The sequence below is a fragment of the Homoserinimonas sp. genome, from assembly GCF_056262345.1.
Window position 1 is genome coordinate 1 of record NZ_JBACFR010000026.1, and the last position, 22,684, is coordinate 22,684.

At 64.7% G+C, this 22,684-nt stretch carries 21 protein-coding genes; 11 read left to right on the forward strand and 10 right to left on the reverse strand.

Translation table 11 applies throughout. From position 1 onward, the window contains the following. Positions 1–30: 30 nt before the first annotated feature. From purH to ddaH, 4 genes are all read left to right on the forward strand, one after another. Positions 31–1,632 (forward strand): bifunctional phosphoribosylaminoimidazolecarboxamide formyltransferase/IMP cyclohydrolase, encoded by a 1,602-nt coding sequence (purH, locus tag AC062T_RS01210; RefSeq protein ID WP_476026636.1) that lies wholly within the window; start codon positions 31–33, stop codon positions 1,630–1,632. 156 nt (positions 1,633–1,788) lie between these two features. Then, complete coding sequence (locus tag AC062T_RS01215) at positions 1,789–3,654, forward strand: ABC transporter ATP-binding protein (protein ID WP_476026638.1); 1,866 nt, start codon at positions 1,789–1,791, stop codon at positions 3,652–3,654. Further along, positions 3,651–5,453: an ABC transporter ATP-binding protein gene (locus AC062T_RS01220; RefSeq protein WP_476026640.1), complete on the forward strand. Its 1,803-nt coding sequence runs from the start codon at positions 3,651–3,653 to the stop codon at positions 5,451–5,453. Before AC062T_RS01215 ends, AC062T_RS01220 begins: the two co-directional genes overlap by 4 nt. A 78-nt stretch (positions 5,454–5,531) precedes the next feature. Next, positions 5,532–6,755: a dimethylargininase gene (gene ddaH, locus AC062T_RS01225; RefSeq protein ID WP_476026642.1), complete on the forward strand. Its 1,224-nt coding sequence runs from the start codon at positions 5,532–5,534 to the stop codon at positions 6,753–6,755. Between the two features lie 65 nt (positions 6,756–6,820). Here ddaH and AC062T_RS01230 read toward each other — a convergent pair whose 3' ends face one another. Together AC062T_RS01230 and AC062T_RS01235 are read right to left on the reverse strand one after the other, a co-directional pair. Continuing rightward, positions 6,821–7,120 (reverse strand): MGMT family protein, encoded by a 300-nt coding sequence (locus tag AC062T_RS01230; protein WP_476026644.1) that lies wholly within the window; start codon positions 7,118–7,120, stop codon positions 6,821–6,823. A gap of 38 nt (positions 7,121–7,158) precedes the next feature. Continuing rightward, entirely contained in the window at positions 7,159–7,614 is a 456-nt protein-coding gene (locus AC062T_RS01235) for a GNAT family N-acetyltransferase (protein ID WP_476026646.1), read from the reverse strand. A gap of 117 nt (positions 7,615–7,731) precedes the next feature. Between AC062T_RS01235 and AC062T_RS01240 the strand changes: the two genes are divergently transcribed. The 6 genes from AC062T_RS01240 to AC062T_RS01265 all read left to right on the forward strand — a co-directional run bounded on the left by AC062T_RS01240 (position 7,732) and on the right by AC062T_RS01265 (position 14,149). Then, complete coding sequence (locus tag AC062T_RS01240; RefSeq protein WP_476026648.1) at positions 7,732–8,835, forward strand: alcohol dehydrogenase catalytic domain-containing protein; 1,104 nt, start codon at positions 7,732–7,734, stop codon at positions 8,833–8,835. A gap of 81 nt (positions 8,836–8,916) precedes the next feature. Further along, positions 8,917–9,996 carry a phosphotransferase family protein gene (locus AC062T_RS01245; protein ID WP_476026650.1) on the forward strand — a complete coding sequence of 360 codons (1,080 nt, stop codon included), beginning with the start codon at positions 8,917–8,919 and terminating at the stop codon, positions 9,994–9,996. Position 9,997: 1 nt separating this feature from the next. Next, complete coding sequence (locus tag AC062T_RS01250) at positions 9,998–11,221, forward strand: acyl-CoA dehydrogenase family protein (RefSeq protein ID WP_476026652.1); 1,224 nt, start codon at positions 9,998–10,000, stop codon at positions 11,219–11,221. A 38-nt stretch (positions 11,222–11,259) separates the two neighbouring features. Then, positions 11,260–12,015, forward strand: coding sequence for a 3-oxoacyl-ACP reductase FabG (gene fabG, locus AC062T_RS01255; RefSeq protein ID WP_476026654.1), 756 nt, complete (start codon positions 11,260–11,262; stop codon positions 12,013–12,015). Positions 12,016–12,019: 4 nt separating this feature from the next. After that, the gene (locus AC062T_RS01260; protein ID WP_108514905.1) at positions 12,020–12,487 is read left to right on the forward strand and encodes a MaoC family dehydratase; all 468 of its coding nucleotides are present in this window, start codon (positions 12,020–12,022) and stop codon (positions 12,485–12,487) included. A gap of 36 nt (positions 12,488–12,523) precedes the next feature. After that, positions 12,524–14,149, forward strand: coding sequence for a long-chain-fatty-acid--CoA ligase (locus AC062T_RS01265; RefSeq protein WP_476026656.1), 1,626 nt, complete (start codon positions 12,524–12,526; stop codon positions 14,147–14,149). A gap of 254 nt (positions 14,150–14,403) precedes the next feature. Here AC062T_RS01265 and AC062T_RS01270 read toward each other — a convergent pair whose 3' ends face one another. The 8 genes from AC062T_RS01270 to AC062T_RS01305 all read right to left on the reverse strand — a co-directional run bounded on the left by AC062T_RS01270 (position 14,404) and on the right by AC062T_RS01305 (position 21,558). Continuing rightward, positions 14,404–15,687, reverse strand: a complete 1,284-nt coding sequence (locus tag AC062T_RS01270) for an ABC transporter substrate-binding protein (RefSeq protein ID WP_476026658.1) — start codon at positions 15,685–15,687, stop codon at positions 14,404–14,406. A gap of 32 nt (positions 15,688–15,719) precedes the next feature. Continuing rightward, the gene (locus AC062T_RS01275; RefSeq protein ID WP_476026660.1) at positions 15,720–16,760 is read right to left on the reverse strand and encodes a branched-chain amino acid ABC transporter permease; all 1,041 of its coding nucleotides are present in this window, start codon (positions 16,758–16,760) and stop codon (positions 15,720–15,722) included. Further along, positions 16,757–17,638: a branched-chain amino acid ABC transporter permease gene (locus tag AC062T_RS01280; protein ID WP_476026662.1), complete on the reverse strand. Its 882-nt coding sequence runs from the start codon at positions 17,636–17,638 to the stop codon at positions 16,757–16,759. Before AC062T_RS01280 ends, AC062T_RS01275 begins: the two co-directional genes overlap by 4 nt. Beyond that, the gene (locus AC062T_RS01285) at positions 17,638–18,354 is read right to left on the reverse strand and encodes an ABC transporter ATP-binding protein (protein WP_476026664.1); all 717 of its coding nucleotides are present in this window, start codon (positions 18,352–18,354) and stop codon (positions 17,638–17,640) included. The genes AC062T_RS01280 and AC062T_RS01285 overlap by 1 nt, the downstream gene beginning before the upstream one ends. Continuing rightward, positions 18,351–19,142 (reverse strand): ABC transporter ATP-binding protein, encoded by a 792-nt coding sequence (locus tag AC062T_RS01290; protein WP_476026666.1) that lies wholly within the window; start codon positions 19,140–19,142, stop codon positions 18,351–18,353. Before AC062T_RS01290 ends, AC062T_RS01285 begins: the two co-directional genes overlap by 4 nt. A gap of 73 nt (positions 19,143–19,215) precedes the next feature. Beyond that, complete coding sequence (locus AC062T_RS01295; RefSeq protein WP_476026668.1) at positions 19,216–20,217, reverse strand: NADPH:quinone oxidoreductase family protein; 1,002 nt, start codon at positions 20,215–20,217, stop codon at positions 19,216–19,218. Then, on the reverse strand, positions 20,217–20,810 hold the full coding sequence (locus AC062T_RS01300; RefSeq protein ID WP_476026670.1) for a TetR/AcrR family transcriptional regulator: 594 nt from the start codon (positions 20,808–20,810) through the stop codon (positions 20,217–20,219). The genes AC062T_RS01295 and AC062T_RS01300 overlap by 1 nt, the downstream gene beginning before the upstream one ends. Before the next feature lie 4 nt (positions 20,811–20,814). Continuing rightward, positions 20,815–21,558 carry an SDR family oxidoreductase gene (locus tag AC062T_RS01305; protein ID WP_476026672.1) on the reverse strand — a complete coding sequence of 248 codons (744 nt, stop codon included), beginning with the start codon at positions 21,556–21,558 and terminating at the stop codon, positions 20,815–20,817. Positions 21,559–21,709: 151 nt separating this feature from the next. Between AC062T_RS01305 and AC062T_RS01310 the strand changes: the two genes are divergently transcribed. After that, positions 21,710–22,684, forward strand: a 975-nt coding sequence (locus tag AC062T_RS01310) for a serine hydrolase domain-containing protein (protein ID WP_476026674.1), incomplete at its 3' end; no start/stop codon positions are given.

The following is a 22,684-nucleotide window of genomic DNA, read 5'->3' on the forward strand; positions in this document are numbered from 1 at the left end:
CGGAACCATCGACCTGAAGGAACTTGCCTCATGAGCGGCCCCAGCCACGACGCCACCCTGTACCGCGACCGCAACGTCGTACCCGTTCGCCGCGCCCTGATTTCGGTGAGCGACAAGTCGGGCCTGCTTGAGCTGGCATCCTCCCTGGTCGCCTCCGGTGTCGAGATCGTGTCGACGGGATCGACGGCCAAGACGATTGCGGATGCCGGGCATCCGGTCACCGAGGTCGCCACGGTCACCGGGTTCCCTGAGACGCTCGACGGCCGAGTCAAGACGCTTCACCCCTTCATCCACTCCGGAATCCTCGCCGACCTTCGACTTGAGAGCCACGAGCGTCAGCTTGCCGAGATGGGCATCGAGCCGTTCGAGCTCGTCGTGGTTAACCTGTACCCGTTCGTCGAGACGGTGGCCTCGGGGGCTGCGGATAACGACATCGTGGAGCAGATCGATATCGGCGGGCCTTCGATGGTGCGCGCCGCGGCCAAGAACCACGCCAATGTCGCGATCGCGGTGACTCCCGCGAGCTACGACGAGCTCATCGCGGCCGTCGCCGCGGGCGGAACGACTCTCGAGCAGCGCCGGGCACTGGCCCGCGAGGCCTTCCGTCACACGGCCAGCTACGATCTCGCTGTCGCATCGTGGATGGGCAGTACGATCGCGGCCGACGACGAGGGTTCGGGGTTCCCGGGTTGGGTCGGCGGCACCTGGAACCGTTCGGCGGTGCTCCGCTACGGCGAGAACTCGCACCAGCGGGCAGCGCTCTACGAGTCGGCGGATGGCCACGGCATCGCCCAAGCCACGCAGCTTCACGGCAAAGAGATGTCGTACAACAACTATGTGGATGCCGATGCGGCCCTGCGTGCGGCCTTCGATTTTGATGAGCCCGCCGTTGCGATCATCAAGCACGCCAACCCGTGCGGTATCGCTGTCGCTCACGGCGATGGTGACCCCATCGCCTCCGCCCACGCACGGGCTCACGACTGCGACCCGGTTTCGGCATTCGGCGGCGTGATCGCGGCAAACCGCACCGTGACGGTGGCGGCCGCCCTGCAGATCAAGGACATCTTCACGGAGGTTGTCGTTGCCCCAGGCTTCGAGCCGGAGGCGTTGGCGATCTTGCAGGCTAAGAAGAACCTGCGCCTTCTCCAGCTGCCCGATGGTTACCACCGTGGTGAGCTCGAGCTGCGCCAGGTTTCGGGCGGAATGCTCCTGCAGCAGCCCGACACCTACGATGACTTCTCCACGGACAACTGGCAGCTCGCCACGGGCGAGGCTGCGGATGCTGCCACGCTCGCCGACCTGGCTTTCGCCTGGCGCGCGGTGCGGTCGGTCAAGTCGAACGCGATTCTCCTGGCCAAGGACGGGGCCTCCGTCGGAGTGGGAATGGGTCAGGTCAACCGGGTGGACTCGTGCCATCTGGCGGTCACGCGTGCTGGCGACCGTGCCTCGGGGAGCGTTGCAGCATCCGACGCCTTCTTCCCGTTCGCCGATGGTCTTGAGGTTCTGCTCAAGGCCGGCGTGAAGGCTGTTGTTCAGCCCGGCGGGTCGGTTCGCGACGAGGAGGTCATCGCCGCGGCAAAGGCCGCCGGGGTCACGATGTACTTCACGGGAGAGCGCCACTTCTTCCACTAAGCGCGCGTCGCCGGTTGCAGCCCCGAGCAACACGCGGGAGGGGTTTGCGAGCGGTGATGCCCTTGGATAGGCTCGAAGGCTGCCTTCGAGGCACCGACGTCCCGCACCGAGGGACCTCTCGCATTCGCTCCTCGTGAGCGTTCTCGACATCACCACATGAGAAACGAGCCTCCTTTGTCGACCCCGACAGCGGATTCGCCCCCTCGGCGTCTATCTACTGCGCGTGCGATCGCGCGCATTTATCCCTACGCTCGGCCGGCGCTGCCCCGCATTATTGCGGGGGCGGGAGCCGCCCTGGTCGGCGCTGTCGTTGCGCTCCTTATTCCGCAGGTGCTGCGGTCGTTGGTCGATGGGCCTCTCGCCGACGGAGACCTCACCGGGCTCTGGTGGGCCGTCGGCGCCGTCCTTCTCCTCGGGGTAATCGAGGCGGCGATGATCTGGCTGCGACGCTGGTTCGTTCTGGTTCCCGGCACCCACATCGAGGCGGGAATGCGCAATGCGTTCTATGCCCGACTGCAAGATCTGCCGGTGGCTTTCCACGACCGCTGGCCGAGCGGCCAGCTGCTCTCGCGCATGTCGAGCGATCTGGGTCTCGTGCGCCGGTGGCTCTCGTTCGGCATCGTGCTGTTGGTCGTCAACGTCGTTACGATCGCGATCGGTTTTGCTTTTCTCTTTGCTCTGAGTTGGCAGCTCGCATTGGTCTTCGTCGTCTGTTCGATCCCGCTGTGGATCTACACCTATGTATTCGAGTCCAAGTACTCCAGGGTCGCGCGGCTGAGCCAGGATCAGTCGGGTGACCTCGCCACGACCGTCGAGGAGTCGGTGCACGGCATCCGAGTTCTCAAGGCTTTCGGTCGTGGCCGCCATGCGCTCGACGGGTTCACCCGCCAGGCGGAAGAGCTTCGCGGCACCGAGATCGAGAAGGCTCGGGCCATCGCCGGCATCTGGCTCTGGCTGCTACTCGTGCCCGACGTAACGTTTGCACTGTCGCTCCTCGGAGGGGTGCTGCTGGCGGCAACGGGCAGCCTTACGGTGGGCGGCCTCGTCGCATTCTTCGCGACGGCGGCGGTGCTGCGCTGGCCCGTTGAGTCGATCGGTTTTTTGCTGTCGATGACCTACGACACCCGCACCGCCGTTGACCGTTTCTTCGAGGTCATGGACGAGGAGAACCCCGTCGTCGACCCAGAAAACCCCGTTGTGCCCGAGCGTGCCGAGGGCAGGCTCGTCTTTGAGGACGTGCATTTTCGGTATCAGGATGCTCCAGCGGGAGTTCCCGACCTCGTCAACGGTGTCGACCTCGAGTTGCTCCCCGGCGAGACCATGGCCTTGGTCGGCGTGACGGGCTCGGGCAAGACAACCCTCACGGCCCTTGCTTCACGCCTCTACGACGTGACGGGCGGCCGCGTGCTGCTCGACGGTGTCGATGTGCGCGACATGACCCGCTCGGAGCTGCGTTCGCGTGTAGCGATGGGCTTCGAAGACGCGATTCTCTTCTCCGCGTCGGTGCGCGACAACGTGCTTCTGGGGCGTCCGGATGCTTCTGAAGAAGATCTCGCTGAGGCAATCGCCATCGCCCAGGCCGATTTTGTCTACAGCCTGCCGGAGGGTGTCGATACGACGGTTGGCGAGGAGGGCATGAGCCTCTCCGGTGGCCAGCGTCAACGGCTCGCGCTGGCCCGCGCGGTCGCGGCGCGACCCAATGTTCTTGTGCTCGATGACCCGCTCTCTGCTCTCGACGTCGATACCGAGGCGGCGGTCGAGGAGGGGCTTCGCCGAGTGCTTTCGAGCACGACTGCCCTGATCGTTGCCCACCGGCCCTCCACCGTCATGCTGGCCGATCGGGTGGCGCTGATGGAGAACGGCCGCATCACCGATGTTGGCACGCACTCCGAACTGCTCGCCCGCAGTGAGCACTATCGCTTCGTGGTGTCATCGCTCGAAGCGGATGAGGCGGCGGCAGAAGCATCCGAAGCATCCGAAACCCCGGGCTTGGCCACGACAGACGAGGAGGTGGCCCGATGAGCACTCTCGGCGTTGACGAAGAACGCGACGACCTGTCGCGCGACGAGAACCGCACAATTCGGGGTCGCTCCGTTCGTCTGCTCGGTTCGCTCGTGCGACCGATGCGCGGGCTCGTTGGCCTCACCGCAACCGTGATCCTGGTGAGCACAATTGCGCAGGTCCTCGGGCCGGCCCTCATCGCGTACGGCATCGATACGGGTTTGCCGGCGATGATCGAGAATGACTGGCTCCCTCTCGGCGTTACGGTCGGTGCCTACCTGGCAACGGGCGTGCTCGGGGCCGCGCTCATCGCCTGGTACACCGTGCTCACGGCACGGCTCAGCCAGTCGATGCTGCTCGATCTGCGCAAGCGCATGTTCTTGCACACCCAGCGCCTCAGCCTCGAGTTCCACGAGAGCTACACGTCCGGCCGCATCATTTCGCGCCAGACCAGCGACCTCGAATCCATCAAGGAACTGCTCGGCTCTGGGCTCAACCAGCTCGTGCAGGGCGGCCTTTACATGCTGTTTATCGCGGGCATGCTGTTCGTGGTCGACTGGGTCAGCGGGCTCATCCTGCTGGGTTCCCTCGTGCCGCTGTGGTTTCTTTCGCGCTGGTTCCAAAAGAACTCGCAGCGCATGTTTCGGCGAACCAGGGTCGCCTCTGCCCGCATGATCGTGCAGTTCGTCGAAACCATGACCGGCATCCGCGCCGTGCAGGCGTTCCGCAAGGAGCGTCGCAACGAGGCCGAGTTCGGTGAGTTGGTCGAGAACAATCGCGACACCAATGCCAAGGTGATCCAGCTTTTCGGCACATTCGACCCTGTGCTCATCCTCATCGGCAATGTCACGCTCGCAGTTGTGCTGCTCGTCGGAGGTCTTCGCGTTGCGGACGGGTCGCTGCCCATCGGTGTTCTGCTCGCAGCGCTGCTCTACACCCGCAACTTCTTCGCTCCGGCGGAGGAGATGGCAATGTTCTACAACGCCTACCAGTCGGCGGCCGCGGCCCTCGAAAAGATTTCTGGTGTGCTCGACGAGTTGCCAGGTGTGCCAGACCCGGCCAAGCCCGTCGATTTGTGGGAAGCCAAGGGCGCTGTCGACTTCGACAACGTTCGCTTCGCCTACACGCCGGAGCGCGTCATCCTGCCGTCGTTCTCGCTTGAGGTCCCCGCCGGGCAGACCATCGCGCTCGTGGGAACCACGGGAGCGGGCAAGTCCACGCTTGCCAAGTTGATGGCCCGCTTCTATGACCCGAGCGAGGGAGCGGTGCGGCTCGATGGCATCGACCTGCGCAATCTGCACCCCAAAGATCTGCGAAGGGCCATCGTCATGGTCACGCAGGAGGCGTACCTGTTCAGCGGAACCGTGGCCGACAACATCGCGCTGGGCAAACCAGGGGCGAGCCTCGAGGAGATCCAGGAGGCAGCGATGGCGGTCGGAGCGCACGAGTTCATCACGTCGCTGCCGGACGGCTACGGCACCGATGTCAACAAGAGAGGCGGCCGCGTCTCTGCCGGTCAGCGTCAGTTGATTTCGTTTGCCAGGGCGTTTCTCGCCAACCCTGCGGTGCTGATTCTGGATGAGGCGACGGCGTCGCTCGATATCCCCAGTGAGCGCCTTGTGCAGCAGGGGTTGCAGACCCTGCTCGCGCATCGAACCGCGATCATCATCGCCCACCGGTTGTCGACGGTGGCTATTGCCGATCGCGTTCTCGTCATGGAGCACGGCCGCATCGTCGAGGACGGAAGCCCTGCGGATCTCATCGCGGGAGACGGCCGTTTCTCGCGGATGCATGCGGCGTGGCGGGATTCGCTCGTCTAGTCGGCATCTCACGCGGGCACCGGATTGCTTCCCGGTGCCCGCGACCGAGAAAGCGCCCCCAGGCAATAGGCTCGGTGGATGGCCTATCCGAGTTCTGAGCTCTCACTTGCCCGCCGCATTCTCGGCGCCCTTGCGACGGGCGCCGCTATTGCGTTGCTCGCTCATGTGGCGACGGTGTTTGCTTTTTTTGTGGCGGCAGGGGCAGACCCTGAATCGCTCATGTCGGTCGGCTCGTTCTTTCAGAACGGCACACTGCTCGCATTCGTATTGTTCTCCCTCGCAGCGGTGCTCGAGGCATTCCGCCGCTGGTACATCGCTCTCCCCGCCGCCCTCATCGCGGCCGCTCTCGCCTCGTTCTGCGGAACGATGCTCACGCTCATCGGGCAGGGCACAACGATCGATTCCGCAGCGCTGTCGTATCTCGTCACTGTTCTCGTGGGCCCGAACCTCGTCTTCATCGTGGCGAGCGCAATCGTGGGCGCAACGGTCGGAGTCGTCGTGTGGCGCTGGGTCGTTCGCGGCTCGGCTCCCGCGGCAACTCCGCACGGCACCCTGCTGGTCCGCCTGCCGGCGAGCACGCTTGCCGACGGTCAGGTGACCCACATCGACCGTCTCCCGGTCGACCCCGAGGAGGCAGACCGCGAGTGGGATGCTTACGTTGAGGTGTTCTCCGACCACGGGTGGAAGATCATCGAGATTCCCGTGGCTGAGGGCCTTGCTGACTCGGTCTTTGTCGAAGACACCGCGGTCGTAATCGACGACCTCGCCATAATCGCAGCCGCAGGAACGCCGTCGCGCGAGGGCGAGACCGAGGCCGTCGAAACGGCTCTTCGCGACCACCGTTTGCGCATCGAGCACATCACCGCTCCCGGCACGCTTGAAGGCGGAGACGTTCTGCGCGTTGGCTCAACCGTCTACGTCGGCAGCAGCTCCCGCACGAATGCCGAGGGCATCCGTCAGCTTCGTGCCCTGCTCAGCCCGCGCGGTTTCGACGTTGTCGCCGTCCCGGTTTCGCGGGTTCTCCACCTCAAGTCGGCGGCTTCTGCACTCCCGGACGGCACGGTGCTCGGGTACACGCCTCTTCTCGATCAGCCTGGTCTCTTTTCGAGGCTGCTGTCGGTGCCGGAGCCAGAGGGTGCGGCCGTTGTCGCGCTCGACGCGACCACGGTGCTCATGTCGGAGTCAGCTCCGCAGTCTGCCGAGCTTGTTCGTGGCCTCGGCTACACGGTCTTCACTACGCCCATTTCGCAGTTTGAGCGACTAGAGGGCTGCGTCACGTGCCTCTCGGTGCGCATCCCGTAACCCGGTTCTCCCGCCGGTTCCTCCACGGGTTTCTCCACGGTGCTGGTCGTTCAGGTGCCGGTCGTTCAGGTGACGTCGTCGACCGCGTGACGAGCAGCCGTCAGGTCGACACGATACCGCCCGTCTCGCGACCACACGAGCGGGGTTGATTCCGCCCTGTAGTGCTCGAGAGCTGCCGCGCTGTGGTCGGCGGGAGGGTGCCCAGAGGCTCGGATGACCCGCCACCACGGGGTCGACGCTCCGTAGTAGGCCATCGCCTGGCCGACGGCTCGTGACGCGCGTGAGCCGATCGCTGCAGCGACATCGCCATAGGTCATGACCTTGCCCGCCGGGATGCTCTCGACGACCGCGAGCACGCGCCCCACAAAGTCCTCTGCCGCCGGCGGGGGCGATTCCTGCTCGTTCAGAGTGTGATCGCGCCGATCTTCTCGCCGTACTGGCTTTCTCCCACCACGGTGAAGCCGACTCGGAGAAAGAACTCTTCGGGCCCAGGCTCGCCCGGCTCCCACAGAACGGTCAGCCGATCGAAGCCCCGTCGGCGCGCCTCGGCGGCCGTCTCCTCCACGGCAAAGCGACCGACTCCTGCGCCCTGGGACTCGGCCGAGACGTTCATCCTCCAGATGCAACTGCGGAACTCTTCTTCGACGGCCTCTGGGTCGAACACGGCCATGATGAACCCGAGAACGGTGTCATTTTCGTCGACGACAACGCGGGACCACGACGTTCCCGGCGTGATGAACGGGTCGGCCATGGCATACGACACGGGAGCGATGAACTGCTCCTGGCCCGGCTTGAGAGTCAGGTTGTTCGCGGCTTCGACGTTCTTCGCCGATAGCTCTTCGAGTCGTAGGTCTGCCATGCGGTCAGGCTATCTCGGCTTGCAGAATCCGAACAGGAGTATGTTCGGGTCGCCCTGAAACGTGAGAAGGTATCCGACACGACGGGCCATCGGCGGCCCCATCCTGCGGAGGTCTCAATGAGAATTGTCGGAGCCGTGCTTGAAGAGATCGGTCGAGAGCGGCCGTTTGCCGTGTCAAAGCCGATCACGGTGGGGGAGCTTGAGCTCGATCCGCCAGGCCCGGGGGAGATCCTCGTTCGCATCGAGGCGGCGGGGCTGTGCCACTCCGATCTCTCGGTCGTCGATGGCAACCGGGTGCGTCCTGTGCCCATGCTCCTCGGGCACGAGGCAGCGGGAATCGTTGAACAGCTGGGCGACGGCGTCGATGACGTTGCCATCGGGCAGAGGGTCGTGATGACGTTCCTGCCGCGCTGCGGAAAGTGTGCAGGATGCGCCACGGACGGCCGCCTGCCCTGTGAAGTTGGCACGCGCGCCAACAACGCCGGCGAACTCGTGGGCGGGCGCCGACGGCTGCACCGCGATGGCGAGGAGATCTTTCACCACCTGGGGGTTTCAGGTTTCGCCTCCCACGCCGTTGTCAACCGGCACTCGGTCGTCGTCGTGGACGACGATGTGCCTGCCGATGTCGCTGCCGTTCTGGGCTGCGCCGTGCTCACGGGCGGCGGTGCCGTCATCAATGCTGGGCGACCGGCCCCCGGCGACACGATCATCGTGGTGGGCCTCGGAGGGGTGGGGATGGCGGCCGTGCTTGCTGCCGTCTCGCTCGGTCATGAGGTGATCGGGGTCGATGGTGTGCCCGACAAGCTTGAGCGGGCGCTGGAGCTGGGCGCCTCCGCGGTCTTCACACCCTCTGAGCTCGCCGAGAGCGGAGTCCGGGCTCCCGTCGTCATTGAGGCTGCAGGCAACGCGCGCGCGTTCGAGACGGCTATCGCGGCCACGTCGCCCGGCGGCACAACCGTCACGGTGGGCCTGCCTGCGCCGGGCGCTATGGCTGCGGTGTCTCCTCTCACTCTCGTCGCTGAGGCGCGCACGATCGTCGGTAGCTACCTGGGGTCTGCTGTGCCGTCGCGGGACATCCCGCGCTATGCCCAGTTGTGGCGGGAGGGTCGACTGCCTGTTGAGAAGCTCATCTCGTCTCGCATAGCTCTCTCCGAGATCAACGCGGGGATGGATGCCCTGGCCGATGGCACGGCCATCCGGCAGGTCATCGTCTTCGACTGAATCGCTTCGAGGCCCGGCCCAAATCGCTCTGGCGATCATTTCTGGTTGCACAACATACCGGCCGGTCGGTATTGTCGTGATGTGAGCGATGAAGCCAACAGGACGACGACCGACAGCACCGTGATTCCGGGGCTCGACCTCGACGCCTTCGAAGCGTGGCTTCAGGAGCATCATCCGCAGTTGCTCGCAGGCCCGCTCAGCGCAAGTCTGATCGCAGGCGGGCGCAGCAATCTCACGTATGCGATTGATGGCGGCGTCGGGCCGTGGGTGCTTCGCCGCCCCCCGCTCGGCCACGTGCAGAAAACCGCTCACGACATGGCCCGTGAGTTTCGGGTGCTGTCGGCGCTCCAGCCCACCGCCGTTCCTGTGCCTCGAACCGTCCTGTTTATCGATGACCCCGCTGCGGGCGTCGAGATGCCGTTCTACCTCATGGAGCGCGTCGACGGCATCGCCCTCAAGCTGCGCTCCGACAACCGCCTTTTCACCGTCGACCAGCTGGTCAGTCTCAGCGAAGAACTCGCGACGACCCTGGCCACCCTGCATTCCGTCGACCCCGCATCGGTCGGGCTCGAGGACTTTGGCAAGGCGGACGGTTTCGTTGAGCGCCAGCTCGTGCGCTGGGGTCGGCAGTACGAGGGAAGCCGAAACCGGGACATTCCCGATCTCGACGCATTGCAGGGCGAACTCGCCGAGCGCATCCCCACGACTCTGTACACGTCGATCGTTCACGGAGACTTTCGCCTCGACAACGCCCTCGTCAGCAACGACGAATCGGGCATGCCGCACATTGCCGCAGTGCTCGACTGGGAGATGGCCACGCTCGGCGACTCGCTCACCGACCTCGGGCTGTTCGGCCTCTACTGGAACCTCAGCAACTTCGCGGACATGCCGGAGAGCGTCGTCGCGACATCCGTCTTCGAAGAGGACGGCTACCCCTCGTTCGACCGAGTCGTCGAGGTCTATGCCAAAGCCGCGGGAATCGAGGTCCCCGATCTCTCCTGGTACCTCGCCTTCGCTGCCTTCAAGCTCGCGGTGATCCTCGAAGGCATCCACTTTCGTTTTCAGGCCGGGCAGACAGTCGGTGACGGTTTCGACCGCATCGGCAGCCTGGTCGCCCCCCTCGCTCGGGCCGGGCGCACCTATCTCTCTCGAAAGGCATGACGTGGAATTCGATTTCGACGACACCACCAAGGGTTACATCGATCGCGTAGAGCGGTTTATGGCGGAGCACGTGATGCCGGCCGAGGATGTTCTGGCTCAGCAGCTCGCGGACAACCCCGGGGTCTGGTCGCGGCAGCCGATCGTGCGGCAGTTGCAGGCGGAAGCCAAGTCGCAGGGCCTCTGGAACCTCTTTCTACCGGTATCCGCCCACGGCGACGAAGGAGGCGCGGGGCTCACCAATCTGCAGTACGCGCCCCTGTGTGAAATTCTCGGCCGCAGCCCCAAGCTTGGCCCCGCAGCCATGAACTGCGCCGCACCCGACACCGGCAACATGGAGATCCTTCGGGAGTTCGCAACCGAAGAACAAAAAGAGCGGTGGCTCGCGCCCCTGCTCGATGGCAGCATCCGCTCCGCCTTTTGCATGACGGAGCCCGATGTCGCCTCCTCCGACGCGACCAACATCGCCACGGTCATCGAGCGAGACGGTGACGAGTACGTCATCAACGGACGCAAGTGGTGGTCGACGGGAGCCATGAACCCCGAGGCCGAGATCTTCGTCGTCATGGGCAAGACCGACCCGAGCGCTGAACGGCATCGCCAGCAGAGCATGGTGCTCGTGCCGCGCGACACCCCCGGAGTCACGGTCGAGCGCCCGCTTCTTTTCTTTGGGTTCGACGACCGCGACCACGGCGGTCATGCCGAGGTGGTCTTTCGCAATGTGCGGGTTCCCGTCGGCAACATCCTCAAGGGAGAAGGCGAAGGCTTTGCCATCGCGCAAGCCCGACTCGGCCCCGGCCGCATTCACCATTGCATGCGCGCCATCGGCATCGCGGAGCGCGCTCTCGACCTTGCCAGGGAACGCGCCAACAGCCGTGTTGCCTTCCACAAGCACCTCTCAGAGCAGGGTGTCATCCGCGAGTGGATCGCCGAAGCTCGCATCGCCATCGAGGCAAACCGCTTGCTCGTGCTCAAGACGGCCTGGCTCATGGACACCGTGGGCAATCGGGCCGCGCACGCCGAGATCCAGGCCATCAAAGTGGCCGTTCCGCGGATGCTCGAGACCATCGTCGACCGAGTCATTCAGATCTATGGTGCAGCTGGGGCTTCGCAGGACTTTCCGCTCGCCGAGATGTACACGATGGCCAGGGCGCTACGCATCGCCGACGGCCCAGACGAGGTGCACCTCAATGCCCTCGGCAAGGCAGAGCTCCGCCGAGCATCCTGAGTAATCCCACAGCCACATATCGACCTAAGGAGAACCGCATGACAGAACCACGCACAGCGATCGTCACAGGAGCCGGCCGCGGAATTGGTGCCGAAATCGCCCAGCGCCTCGCAGCAGAAGGTCACCGCATCGCCGTCATCGACCTGCGCGAAGAAGACACCTCGGCCACCGTCGAGGCCATCGTCTCCGCAGGCGGCGAAGCGATCGGCGTCGGTGCTGACGTTTCGGATTCCGCAGCCGTCGAGGCAGCGGTTGCCCGCATCGCCGACGAACTCGGGGCTCCGACCATCCTCGTTAACAACGCGGGCATCCTTCGCGACAACCTCCTGTTCAAGATGACCGACACCGACTGGGATGCCGTTATGGGGGTTCACCTTCGCGGTGCCTTCCTGATGTCCCGAGCGGTTCAGGCGCACCAGGTGGAGCAGAAGTGGGGTCGCATCGTGAACCTCTCGAGCACCTCGGCGCTCGGCAACCGCGGGCAGGCGAACTACTCGACCGCCAAGGCGGGGCTGCAGGGCTTCACCAAGACGCTCGCGATCGAGCTGGGCCGCTACGGCGTCACCGCCAATGCGATCGCCCCCGGGTTCATTGCGACCGACATGACCCGCGCGACAGCCGAGCGCGTCGGCGTTCCCTTCGAGGACTTTCTCGCCCACGCGGCGAAGGAGATTCCCGTTGGACGCACGGGCGTGCCGGCCGATATTGCGGCCGCCGCAGCATTCTTCATCAGCGAAGAGGCATCGTTCGTTTCAGGACAGGTGCTCTACGTCGCCGGCGGACCTAAGGACTGAGGCCATGACACTGTATGCAGACATCGACGCCGTTGAAGGCATCGTCAACAACCACGAAGAGATCAGCGACTGGTTCGTTATCGACCAGGAACGCGTCAACACGTTCGCGGATGCGACCAACGATCACCAGTGGATCCACGTTGACCCCGAGCGGGCCAAGGCCGGACCCTTCGGTGCGCCGATCGCCCATGGCTATCTGACGCTTTCACTCCTGCCCTACCTCTCGTCGTCGGCCGTCACGATCGAGGGCACGATCATGGGGGTCAATTACGGGCTCAACAAGGTCCGTTTCATTAATCCGGTTGCGGTCGGCAGCAGCATCCGCACCCGGTCCGTTGTGGTCTCTGTGGAGCGTGTTCCGCAGGGTGCCCGCGTCACCCAGTCGGTGACCGTCGAGATCGATGGTGTCGAGAAGCCGGCGGCGATCGCCGAAACCATCGCCCTCTTTGTTCTCGGCGCCCCGCAGTCCTGACCGATACCGTCCCATCCGAATCACTGGAGGTCAACGATGACCAGCACCGAAAGCTCGGCCCCTTCACTCTTTGAGGCGCCGGCCGCACTCACCTCGGGGGGCTTTGGCACCCTCTCGGTTGCCACCATCCTCTCCGACACCGCCCACCGCTTTCCCGAGCGCACGGCCTTGATCTACGGGGATAGCACCATCAACTATGGCGACCTGTGGCAGCAAACTCTGGCCTACGCCGGGGCGCTCCGGGCCAGAGGAGTGCGCCGCGGAGATCGCGTCGCAATCCTCATCCCCAACGTGCCCGACTTCGCTCGCGCCTACTATGCGATTCTGTCGCTCGGCGCGGTTGTCGTCCCGGTGCACTTGCTGCTCAAGGCAGACGAGATCGCCTACGTTTTGCGCGATAGCGGCTCCTCGCTTCTCATCGCAGCGGCACCCATGCTCGCCGAGGGGGGCAAGGCTGCTGCTCTCGCCCAGGTTCCGCTCGTGAGCGTGCTGATTCCCGACTCGATGGTCGAGCAGATCCCTGTGCCGCGTCTTGAGGACGAGGCCAAGGAGGCCACTCCGCTTGAGCGTTACGAGTCGACGAACCCGCTTGACGCTGCCACGATCCTCTACACGAGTGGAACAACGGGCCGCCCCAAGGGAGCGGTCGGATGCCACGTCTCCCTGATCGAGCAGGTGCACGTCACCCTGATTGACCTGTTCAACATCACGGCAGATGATGTGGTCTTCGGTGGTCTTCCGCTGTTCCACACGTTCGGTCAGACGGCCGTGCTCAACACGGCGTTCCGCCGGGGCGCTGCCATCATCCTGCTGCCCAAGTTCGACCCGGACGAGGCGCTCGCTCTCATGGTCAAGCACGGCGCGACGCTGTTCACCGCGGTGCCGACGATGTTTATCGGCATGCTCGAGGCCGCCACCCGCACGGCCGAGCGGCCGCCTCTTCGATATGGCATCTCGGGCGGCGCGTCACTGCCGGTCGCGATTCTGGAACGCTTCGCCTCAGAGTTTGGTGCTCGTGTCCACGAGGGCTATGGCCTCACGGAGACCTCGCCAATCGTGTCGACGAACCATCAGCGCGACGAACCCGTCGCCGGCACCGTTGGCCGTCCCATCTGGGGCGTCGACGTAGAGATCGCCGACGCCGACATCGACGATCGCATCGAGTTCTTGCCTCAGGGAGAGCTCGGCGAGATCGTGGTGCGTGGACACGCCCTGTTCAAGGGATACCTCGGGCGCCCTGAGGCGGATGCTGAGGCCGTCGTCGACGGATGGTTCCGCACGGGCGACCTGGGAACCAAGGGTGCAGACGACCGCATCACGATCGTCGATCGCAAGAAAGACATGATCGTGCGCAACGGCTACAACGTCTATCCCCGCGAGGTGGAAGAGGTTCTGGCCAGGCTCGAGGGTGTCGGCTCGGCCGCCGTCTTCGGTGTGGCTCACGACAAGCACGGGCAAGAAGTCGCGGCCGCGATCGTTCTAGCGCCCGGCTCGTCGCTCACCGCGGAAGATGTCATCGCGTACACCTCCGAGCGTATGGCGGCGTACAAGTTCCCCCGCATTGTGGAGTTCCACGCGGAGCTGCCGCTCGGAGCTAGCGGCAAGGTGCTCAAGCGCGAGCTGTCGGCTGAGTACGCTCAGCGCATATCGGCAGAGGCATAGCAGCAACGCAACAGCGCGACCCTGGCCCTGTCTCCCTCACGGGAGGCAGGGCCTTTCTCGTGCGCCGGTCGGCCCGCTGGGCAGCCCTCTGCCGAGCCGGTCGGCTCGCTGAGCAAGTCCCCTCCTCGCGGAGTGGCCAGCCCCTCCTCTCCCTCGGCGAGTGCGGCCTCTCCGCCGCGCGCAAAAGGGCCGCCGCTCGAATCCGAGCGACGGCCCTTCGTGCCCGGCTCAGTTGAGCCAGGCGGTGGGAGAGGTTACTTTCCTCCCGGGATTCCCTTGTTCGTTACGGCAGGCTGCTCGCCCTCGTAGACGACAACTGAGCCGTCTTCGTAGACGTACGGGGTGCCGAAGTAGGCCTGAACCGTGTCCTTGACGATGCTGAGCTGAACGCCGAGCGCACCGGAGTGGTCGCCCTCAGAGAAGCCGAGCGGCACGATTCCTGTGCCCTTGACGGAGCCGTTCTGCACGGCCTCGACCAACGACTCACGCGTGGGGTTCTCGCCAGCACCGGCAAGAGCCTCGGCGAACATGTAGGCCATCGTCATGCCGTAGACCTGGTTGCCGTCAAACTCGACGCCACCGTTGTACTTTTCGTTGACCTCACGGAACAGCGTGATCCACTCGTCGTCGCCAGAAGCCATCGACAGGTAGAAGGTGCTGATGAACCCTTCGAGGAGCTGCGGCGTAGCCTCACCAAGGAATCCGGCGAGGGTCTGGTAGTCACCGCCGGAAGACGACGACATCCACTGCGGGAAGTAGCCGAGCTTGGCGGCGGTTCCTACAGCAAGCGCCGTGAAGCCGTTGATGCTGGCGAGGAAGTTGACCTCACAGCCGGCGGCCTTCATGGCGCTGATCTGTGCGACAACGTCCTGGTTCGCTACGGAGTAACGCTCGCTTGCCGCGAGGCCGTCTTCTCCGAGGATCTCCGTGAGGCCGGCTTCGAAGTCGTCGCCGAAGTCATCGTCCTGGCCGAAAAGGCAGTACTTGGCATCGGGCATTTCCTTCTGCGCGTAGTCGGCCAGGATGGCCGCCTCGGTGACGTAGTCGGAGTTGTAACCGAAGGTGTACGGGTACTTCTCCGGCTGGTCCCACATGCCAGAACCTGACGCGACGAAGAGGTCAGGAACCTCGTTGTCGTTGAGGAAGTCGAGAACCGAGCTGTGGGTCGGTGTGCCGAGGCCTCCGAGGAGGGCGAAGACGTCCTCCTTGAGGACGAGGTCACGCACGACCGTCTGGGTGTTGGCGGGGTTGTAGCCGTCGTCCTTGACCACGAACTCGATCGTGCGGCCGTTGATGCCGCCGTTGTCGTTGATGTAGTCGAAGTAGGCCTTTGCGGCGGCCGATACTGAAGCGAATCCTGCCGCAGCGGGACCCGTGAGGGGCTGGTGGGTTCCGATCGTGACGGTGGTGTCGGTTACGCCGGGAACGTCGGCAGCCTCGCCGCCCCCGTTGCCGGTGCTGCTCGAGCACGCCGCGAGAGCGAGCACCGAGGTTGCTCCCACTATCGCGAGGAGGCGATTCCTTTTGAGAGTCATCATTGACCTTTCTGTGGTGGTTGGTGGTTCGGGTGTTACTTCGGGGTGGAAACGGATTGCAGGGTTCCCCGCGCCTGGAGCCTGCGCCACGCTTTGGTGACGAGCCCCTGGATGCCGTGGGGAGCGATGATCACTACCAGCACAAGCACGATGCCGAACAGTGCGATCGCGAGATTGCCGTCGAGGCGCTGTGCGACCTCGGGTGGCAAGGACAGGCTCTTGGTGAGTGAGCCGATGGCCTCCGGCAGGAGCACCAGGAGCACGGAGCCCCAGATTGCGCCAGCCAGGGTGCCGATCCCGCCGATGACAGCTGCCATCAGAAGGAAGAGGGAGAAGATGAGGGAGTAGGCGCCGGGGCTGGCGCTCTGAGTGATGAAGGCAAGTAGCCCCCCACCGATTCCGGCGGCGGCGGAGCTCACCGTGAACGCCACAACCTTGGTTCGGTAGACGTTGATGCCCGAGATAGAGGCTGCTACCTCGTTATCGCGGACTGCGCGCATCTGGCGGCCGAAGTTGCTGCGGAGCAGGTTCTGCAGCAGCAGCAGCACGAGTGCAGCGCAGGCGAGCGCTACCCATGCCTGGAACATCTCGGTGCTTCCCCGACCCTCGAGGCCCTCTGGCTTGCGGGCAACGGTGACCCAGAGGCCCATGTCTCCGCCGAAGACGTTGGAGAACGTGCTCGTGAAGGCGGGCAGAGCGAGCACAACCGCCAGCGTTACACCGGCGAGGTATGGCCCATGGAGCCTGGCGCCGGCAAGGCCGATGATGAAGCCGAGGATTGCGGCACCGACAACCGCCGCGAGCAGCGGCAGCACGAGGAGCAGAGCGCCGTCGATCTCTGCCTCGCCCAGGGCGTTGGCCGTGAATGCGTAGCAGTAGGCGCCGCAGGCCATGAGTGCCGCGTGACCGAGCGAGAGCTGCCCGTTGACGCCCGTGAGCATCGTGAGGCCGCCAACGGCGCACAGGTATGCGGCGATGGTTGCCAGCTGAAAGTTGCTGAACGGTTCGAAGACGAAGGTGAGTGCCACGACGAGCACGAAGCCGACGGCGGCGAGGATTGCGGTGGTGCGGCTCATGCTGTGCGCTCCTTAGTGGCCGAGAAAATACCGCCGGGCTTGATCAGGAGAACGGCGAGCAGCAGGACGAGAACCGCTACGGGGGAGAGCGTTGCGCCAAGATAACCGCTTACCCAGCTGAGCAATACCCCCACTGCGAGGCCCCCCAAGACCGCGCCTGGCGCGGAGTCCAGTCCACCGACAACCGCGATGGCGAACGCGTAGACAAAGACGAGGTCGGTGGCGTGAGGGTTGAGCCCCATCTCGGTGGGGATGACCAGGAGGGCTGCAAGCGCGCTGATCGCGGAGGCGAGCATCCATCCCAGTGTGATCATGCGAGAGGAGCGAACCCCGAGCAGCCGAGCGAGATCGGGTGAGAAGGCCGCTGCCCGCATGCGAAGCCCGACATTGGTTTTGCCGAAGAGCAGGGCGAGACCGACGACCACAAACGCGACGCAGGCGAAGACGAAGAGGTCATAGGCCGAGATCGTGAGGCCCGGGAGCCAGGGGAGCGGGTCCTGGCTGAACGGCGTGACCATCGGGTAGAAGGTGTTGCCAAACAGCATTCCGACGACGGACTGGATGATGAGCAGCACCCCCAGAGCGGCAATCACCGAGTTGAGGGGGTTGATGCGGTCGTCAACAAACTGCATGACACCGCGTTCGACGGCGGCACCGATGAGTGCACCACCCACCAGTGCGGCGGCCAGACCTGCCCAGTAGTTGCCGGTGAGGCTTGTGACCACGAAGGCGACGTAGGTGGCCGCCATGGCCATCGCACCCTGCGAGAAGTTGACGATGCGGGCGGCCCGCCAGATGAGCACGAGCGAGAGCGCGAAGGCCGCGTAGACGGCGCCGCGGGCGAGCCCGTCGACTGTGAGAAAGATAAACCGTTCCATTAGAACCCCAGGTAGGTGTGTCGAAGTTCAGTGTCGGAGGCCAGCTCCTCGGCGGGGCGAGACGCGACGACGCGACCCAGGTTGAGCACGACACCGTGGTCTGAAATGGAGAGCGCGCTTCGTACGTTCTGTTCGATGAGCAGAACCGTGAGCCCGGTCTCGTCCCGGAGCTGGGCCAGCAGCGCAAGAATCTGGGCCGTGATGCGCGGCGCAAGGCCGAGCGACGGCTCGTCGAGCATCAAAAGCTTGGGCTTGGCCATGAGTGCGCGGCCGATCGCCAACATCTGGCGCTCGCCGCCCGAGAGCTGATGGCCCGCGGACGTGCGGCGCTTCTGCAGAGGCTCGAAGAGTTCGTAGACCTGCGCGAGCGTGCGAGCAGATTCTGCTGAGTTGCGCCGCCACAGGCCGCCGAGTCGCAGATTCTCATCAACCGTGAGCTCGGTGATCACACCGCGCCCCTCGGGCACCAGGGCCACGCCGTGTCGAACCATGTCCTCGACCTTCACGGCCGCCATGTCGGTGCCGTCAACGCGGATGCTTCCGGCGGTCGGTCTGATCTGGCCCATGATGGTGCGAAGCAGGGTTGTCTTGCCGGCGCCGTTGGCGCCAACGACCGCCGCGATGCTCCCGGCCGCGACCGTGAGGTTGACGTCGTGAAGCACGGGGATTGCCCCGTAACCGGCGCTCACGCCGCTGAGATTCAGGAGGTCGCTCATGCGGCATCCACCCCCAGGTAGGCTTCCGTCACTGCGGGGTCGGCCGAAACCTGTTCCGGAGTGCCCTCCGCGATGAGCTTGCCGAAGTCGAGCACTGCGATGCGGTCGCAGACCGACATGACGAGGTCGACGTGGTGCTCGACGAGAACGACTGCGCAGCCGCTCTGCGGAATGTCGCGGATGAGCTGGGCGAGCTCGTCGATCTCATCGTGGCCAAGTCCACCGGCTGGTTCGTCGAGCAAAAGGAGCGAGGGGTTGCTCACGAGGGCCCTGGCGATAGACACCTTCTTGCGAATCGCATAGGGGAGGGTGTCGGGGGCCGCCGCCGCGAATGCGGCAACATTGAGCTTTTCGAGAACCGCCATCGCGCGATCCTTTTTCTCGCGCTCGTCGCGGACGGCGCGGGGCAGTGAGAGCAGCTCTTCGACGAATGTGTGACGCGTGTCGTGCTGCAAGCCCGCGACGACGTTGTCGAGCACGCTCTGCCCCGCAAAGAGGCCGAGCCCCTGCAGAGTGCGAGCGATGCCGTGCTTCGTCAGAGTGTGCGGGTGCGGGCGAACGACAGTGCCGTCGACGGCCATCGTGCCGATCGACGGGCGGTAGATGCCGCAGACCACGTTGAACAGCGTGGTCTTACCAGCACCATTCGGGCCCATGATGCCGACGACCGTGCCAGGGTGCACATCGACCGACACCGATTCCAGCGCCGTGAGGCCGCCGAACCGGACGGTGATGTCCCTCAGCGACAGCCGCGGCGTGGATGCCGACTGGTCGGTTTGTGGAGCCATGCGGCACTCCTTTGTGTCGTGGAACTTATTTCGGGTGTGAAGTTGGGCAGGCATCCTGCGGATGCCCGGAGATCTAAAGCGGGGCCACTACCTCGTGGTCTGAAACCCGCACGGCGATGCGACCGACTGTGGTTCCGTCGGCAAGTCGCTGCACCGCATCCGCTGCCTGCTCGAAGTCGACGACCTCGCTGATGAGGGGCCGGATGACGCCGCTGTTGGCGAGGCGGGTGAGCTCTTCGTGTGCCTCAGCGATGAGGTGCGGCGCCTTCTTCTCGTAGAGCCCCCAGTGCAGCCCGAGGATGCCGTAGTTCTTGACGAGGGCGTGGTTGGCCCGGGCCGACTGGATCTCGCCGCCGGCAAAGCCGACGACGATGATGCGGCCTTCGAACGCGATGCACTTGGTGGAGCGCTGGAACGTCTCGCCGCCTACGGGGTCGTAGATGACGTCGGCCCCGCGGCCCTGGGTGAAGTCGTTGACCATCGTCACGAAGTCTTCGTCACGGCGGTTGATGACCAGGTCGGCCCCAGCGTCGAGCGCGACCTGGCGCTTGGCATCGCTGCCGACCACGCCGATTACGGTGGCCCCTGCTGCCTTGCCCAGTTGCACAGCTGCTGTTCCCACGCCGCCGGCCGCGGCATGGACGAGCAGTGTCTCGCCCGGCTGCAGGTTGGCGCGGCGGTGCAGGCCGAAGTAGCCGGTCTGGTAACCGATCATGAGGGCGGAGGCCTCGGCGTCGCTCAGAGCGCTCGGCGCCGAAAAGACGACCCGGGCGGGAACCACAACGTATTCGGCCATGACGCCGATGTGGGTCGCCACGACGCGCTCGCCGACCGAAACATTGGTGACGCCTTCGCCGAGAGCGACGACATCGGCACAGAGTTCGATTCCGGGAGTGAAGGGCAGCTCAGGGCGTACCTGGTATTCGCCGCGGGCGAGAAGCACGTCGGGAAAGTTGAGGGCGACGGCCCTCGTGCGGAGAAGAACTTCGCCAGGCGCGGGGACGGGCGTCTCGAGGACGGCGATGCCCATCGCGTCAATGGGCTCTCCATTCAGGGTGACTTGCCATGCTTCCATCAGTCGTGTGCCTCCTCGGTCTTCAAGCCCTTGAGGTAGAGCTCGGTGATCTGTGCTGCGAGCTGTTCTTTGGTGAGTTCGCCATCGGGCGAGTACCAGTGAGACAGATAGTGCGGGTTTGCAAAGAACGTGGCGGTGAGCACGATCGCGGGAATGTCGGTGCGAAACTCTCCCGCCGCCTGACCTCGTGCGAGGAGGGCGGTGAAGACGTCGTTGTATTCGCGTCGGCGGCGTGTGACTTCTCGCTGCCGCTCATCGGAGAGCATGTGCTGCGAGCGAAAGAACACCGAGCCTTCGCTGATCCACTCGATGGAGGTAACGATGAGGTCCTCGCACACGAGACGCATCGTCTCCAGCGGGTCGAGATCCCGGCTTACGATCTCGTCGAGGTGCTCCCGCTGCAGGGACAACAGGCGGTCGTAGATGTCGAAGAGCAGATCGTCCTTTGACGTGAAGTAGTGGTAGAGCGCGCCCTTGGTGACTCCGGCGGCATCGACGATCTGCTGAACGCTCGTGCGGGCGTAGCCCTGTTGCGAAAACAGCTCGACAGAAACGCGCTGGAGTTCTTCTTGGATGCTTACTGTTTTCTTCATGGCTCTATCCAACAGGGGAGAGGGAGCCGCCGCCGTCTATGACGAGGGTCTGTCCTGTGATCCAGGCGGAATCCGGCGACATGAGGAACGTCACAGGCCCCGCAACATCGTCGGGAACGCCCAGTCGGGCGAGGGGATAACGGGCGGCAACTTCGTCTTCGCGACCCTCATAGAGGGCCTTGGCGAAGTTGGTCTTGATAACGGCGGGAGCAACGGCGTTGACCCGGATGCTCGGAGCCAGTTCGTGGGCGAGCTGCTGAGTGAGCGAGATGAGAGCTGCCTTGGAGACCCCGTAGAAGGCGATGCCGGGAGCCGCAGTGAGGGCCGAGATCGACGACAGGTTGACGATCGTGCTGGTGAGGCCCGCGGCGACGGCGTCCCGGCTCCAGGCTAGGGCGCCGATGACGTTGACATCGAGAATCTTGCGAGCGACAGCCTCGTCGGTCTGGAGGGCTGGGCCATAGGCCGGGTTGATGCCGGCGTTGTTAACGAGGTGGTCGACCGATCCGAAACTCTCGGAGATGCGGGAAAAGACCTCAGCCCGGTGGCCGGGATCGTCTGCCTTGCCCGCAATGGCGATGGCCACGCTCGGCCCGCCGAGTGTGGCGACCGCAGCATCCAGCGCCTCCTGGCCCCTGGCCGTGATGGCGACTCGGCCGCCGTCGGCGACAAAGCGCTGAGCGATGGCGAGACCGATGCCCCGGCTTGCGCCGGTGATCAGTGCCGTTTCGCCGTCGAATCGACCCACGTCCACCACTCCTTCGTGACAGTTCTTTGTTGCGGCAGTCTGACTCTGGTGTCAGAACCGACCGGTTGGTATGTTTTCACCATACATGCAGGACCACCCCACGCCGCAAGGGTTTTTGACCCCAATATTTCTCGAAGCAAAGGAGCTTCATATGAGCGACGCGATTGCATCTGCCTCCGCAGTAGTCCACGGAGAGAACGACCCACGATTCGAGTCGGTGCGAGAAGAACTACAGCGCCAACTCGATTCGGGGGAGGAGCTCGGGGCGTCTATCGCCGCGACAATCAACGGCAAGCCAGTCATCGACCTCTGGGGCGGCTTCGCTACCGAAGAACGCAGCGCCGAATGGCAGCGCGACACCATCACCAATGTGTGGTCGACAACCAAGACGGTTGTGGCACTCGCGATGCTCATGTTGGTTGACAGGGGCGAGATTGACCTCGACGCTCCGGTGGCGCGCTACTGGCCAGAGTTCGGCAGCAACGGCAAGGAGGGCATCACCGTCAAGCAGGTGATGTCTCACACCTCGGGAGTGAGCGGATGGGATCTGCCGTTCACAACCGACGACCTGTACGACCCCGAGGCGGCTGCGGCCAAGCTTGCAGCACAGGCTCCCTGGTGGGAGCCGGGCACGGCATCCGGATACCACCTGTTGAACTACGGGCACCTGCTGGGTGAGATCATTCGCCGAGTGACCGGGCGCACGCTCGGCACGTTCGTGCGAGAAGAAATCGCAGAGCCTCTCGGCGCCGACTTTCACATCGGGCTCGACCGTGCCGAGTTTGGCCGGGTCGCGCATGTGGTTGCGCCGCCACCCGCGCAAATGGATCTCTCGGGACTGCCGGAGGGGCACCCTGCCCTCCGCACGTTTATGGCTCCCGTGCTCGACGCGACCGCGACCTGGACGGACGAGTGGAAGGCGGCCGAGATTGGTGGCGCGGGAGGCCAGGGCAATGCGCGGTCGGTTGCGCGCATCGAATCCGTGATCACGAACGGCGGGGAGGTCGACGGAATTCGGCTGCTGTCGCCCGAGACGATCGACCGGATCTTTGAGCAGCAGTCCGACGGGCTCGACCAGGTGCTCTTTCAACACCTGCGGTTCGGAGTCGGCTTCGCTCTGCCCACG

Bases quoted from the DNA above. Each gene is read 5' to 3' on its own strand.
- ddaH (WP_476026642.1), top strand. From the start codon at position 5,532: ATGGCCTATCCGAGTTCTGAGCTCTCACTTGCCCGCCGCATTCTCGGC.
- fabG (WP_476026654.1), top strand. From the start codon at position 11,260: ATGACAGAACCACGCACAGCGATCGTCACAGGAGCCGGCCGCGGAATT.
- AC062T_RS01290 (WP_476026666.1), bottom strand. From the start codon at position 19,142: ATGGCTCCACAAACCGACCAGTCGGCATCCACGCCGCGGCTGTCGCTG.
- AC062T_RS01260 (WP_108514905.1), top strand. From the start codon at position 12,020: ATGACACTGTATGCAGACATCGACGCCGTTGAAGGCATCGTCAACAAC.
- AC062T_RS01285 (WP_476026664.1), bottom strand. From the start codon at position 18,354: ATGAGCGACCTCCTGAATCTCAGCGGCGTGAGCGCCGGTTACGGGGCA.
- AC062T_RS01300 (WP_476026670.1), bottom strand. From the start codon at position 20,810: ATGAAGAAAACAGTAAGCATCCAAGAAGAACTCCAGCGCGTTTCTGTC.
- AC062T_RS01215 (WP_476026638.1), top strand. From the start codon at position 1,789: ATGAGAAACGAGCCTCCTTTGTCGACCCCGACAGCGGATTCGCCCCCT.
- AC062T_RS01275 (WP_476026660.1), bottom strand. From the start codon at position 16,760: ATGAGCCGCACCACCGCAATCCTCGCCGCCGTCGGCTTCGTGCTCGTC.
- AC062T_RS01220 (WP_476026640.1), top strand. From the start codon at position 3,651: ATGAGCACTCTCGGCGTTGACGAAGAACGCGACGACCTGTCGCGCGAC.
- AC062T_RS01295 (WP_476026668.1), bottom strand. From the start codon at position 20,217: ATGGAAGCATGGCAAGTCACCCTGAATGGAGAGCCCATTGACGCGATG.
- AC062T_RS01235 (WP_476026646.1), bottom strand. From the start codon at position 7,614: ATGGCAGACCTACGACTCGAAGAGCTATCGGCGAAGAACGTCGAAGCC.
- AC062T_RS01265 (WP_476026656.1), top strand. From the start codon at position 12,524: ATGACCAGCACCGAAAGCTCGGCCCCTTCACTCTTTGAGGCGCCGGCC.
- AC062T_RS01270 (WP_476026658.1), bottom strand. From the start codon at position 15,687: ATGATGACTCTCAAAAGGAATCGCCTCCTCGCGATAGTGGGAGCAACC.
- AC062T_RS01280 (WP_476026662.1), bottom strand. From the start codon at position 17,638: ATGGAACGGTTTATCTTTCTCACAGTCGACGGGCTCGCCCGCGGCGCC.
- purH (WP_476026636.1), top strand. From the start codon at position 31: ATGAGCGGCCCCAGCCACGACGCCACCCTGTACCGCGACCGCAACGTC.
- AC062T_RS01240 (WP_476026648.1), top strand. From the start codon at position 7,732: ATGAGAATTGTCGGAGCCGTGCTTGAAGAGATCGGTCGAGAGCGGCCG.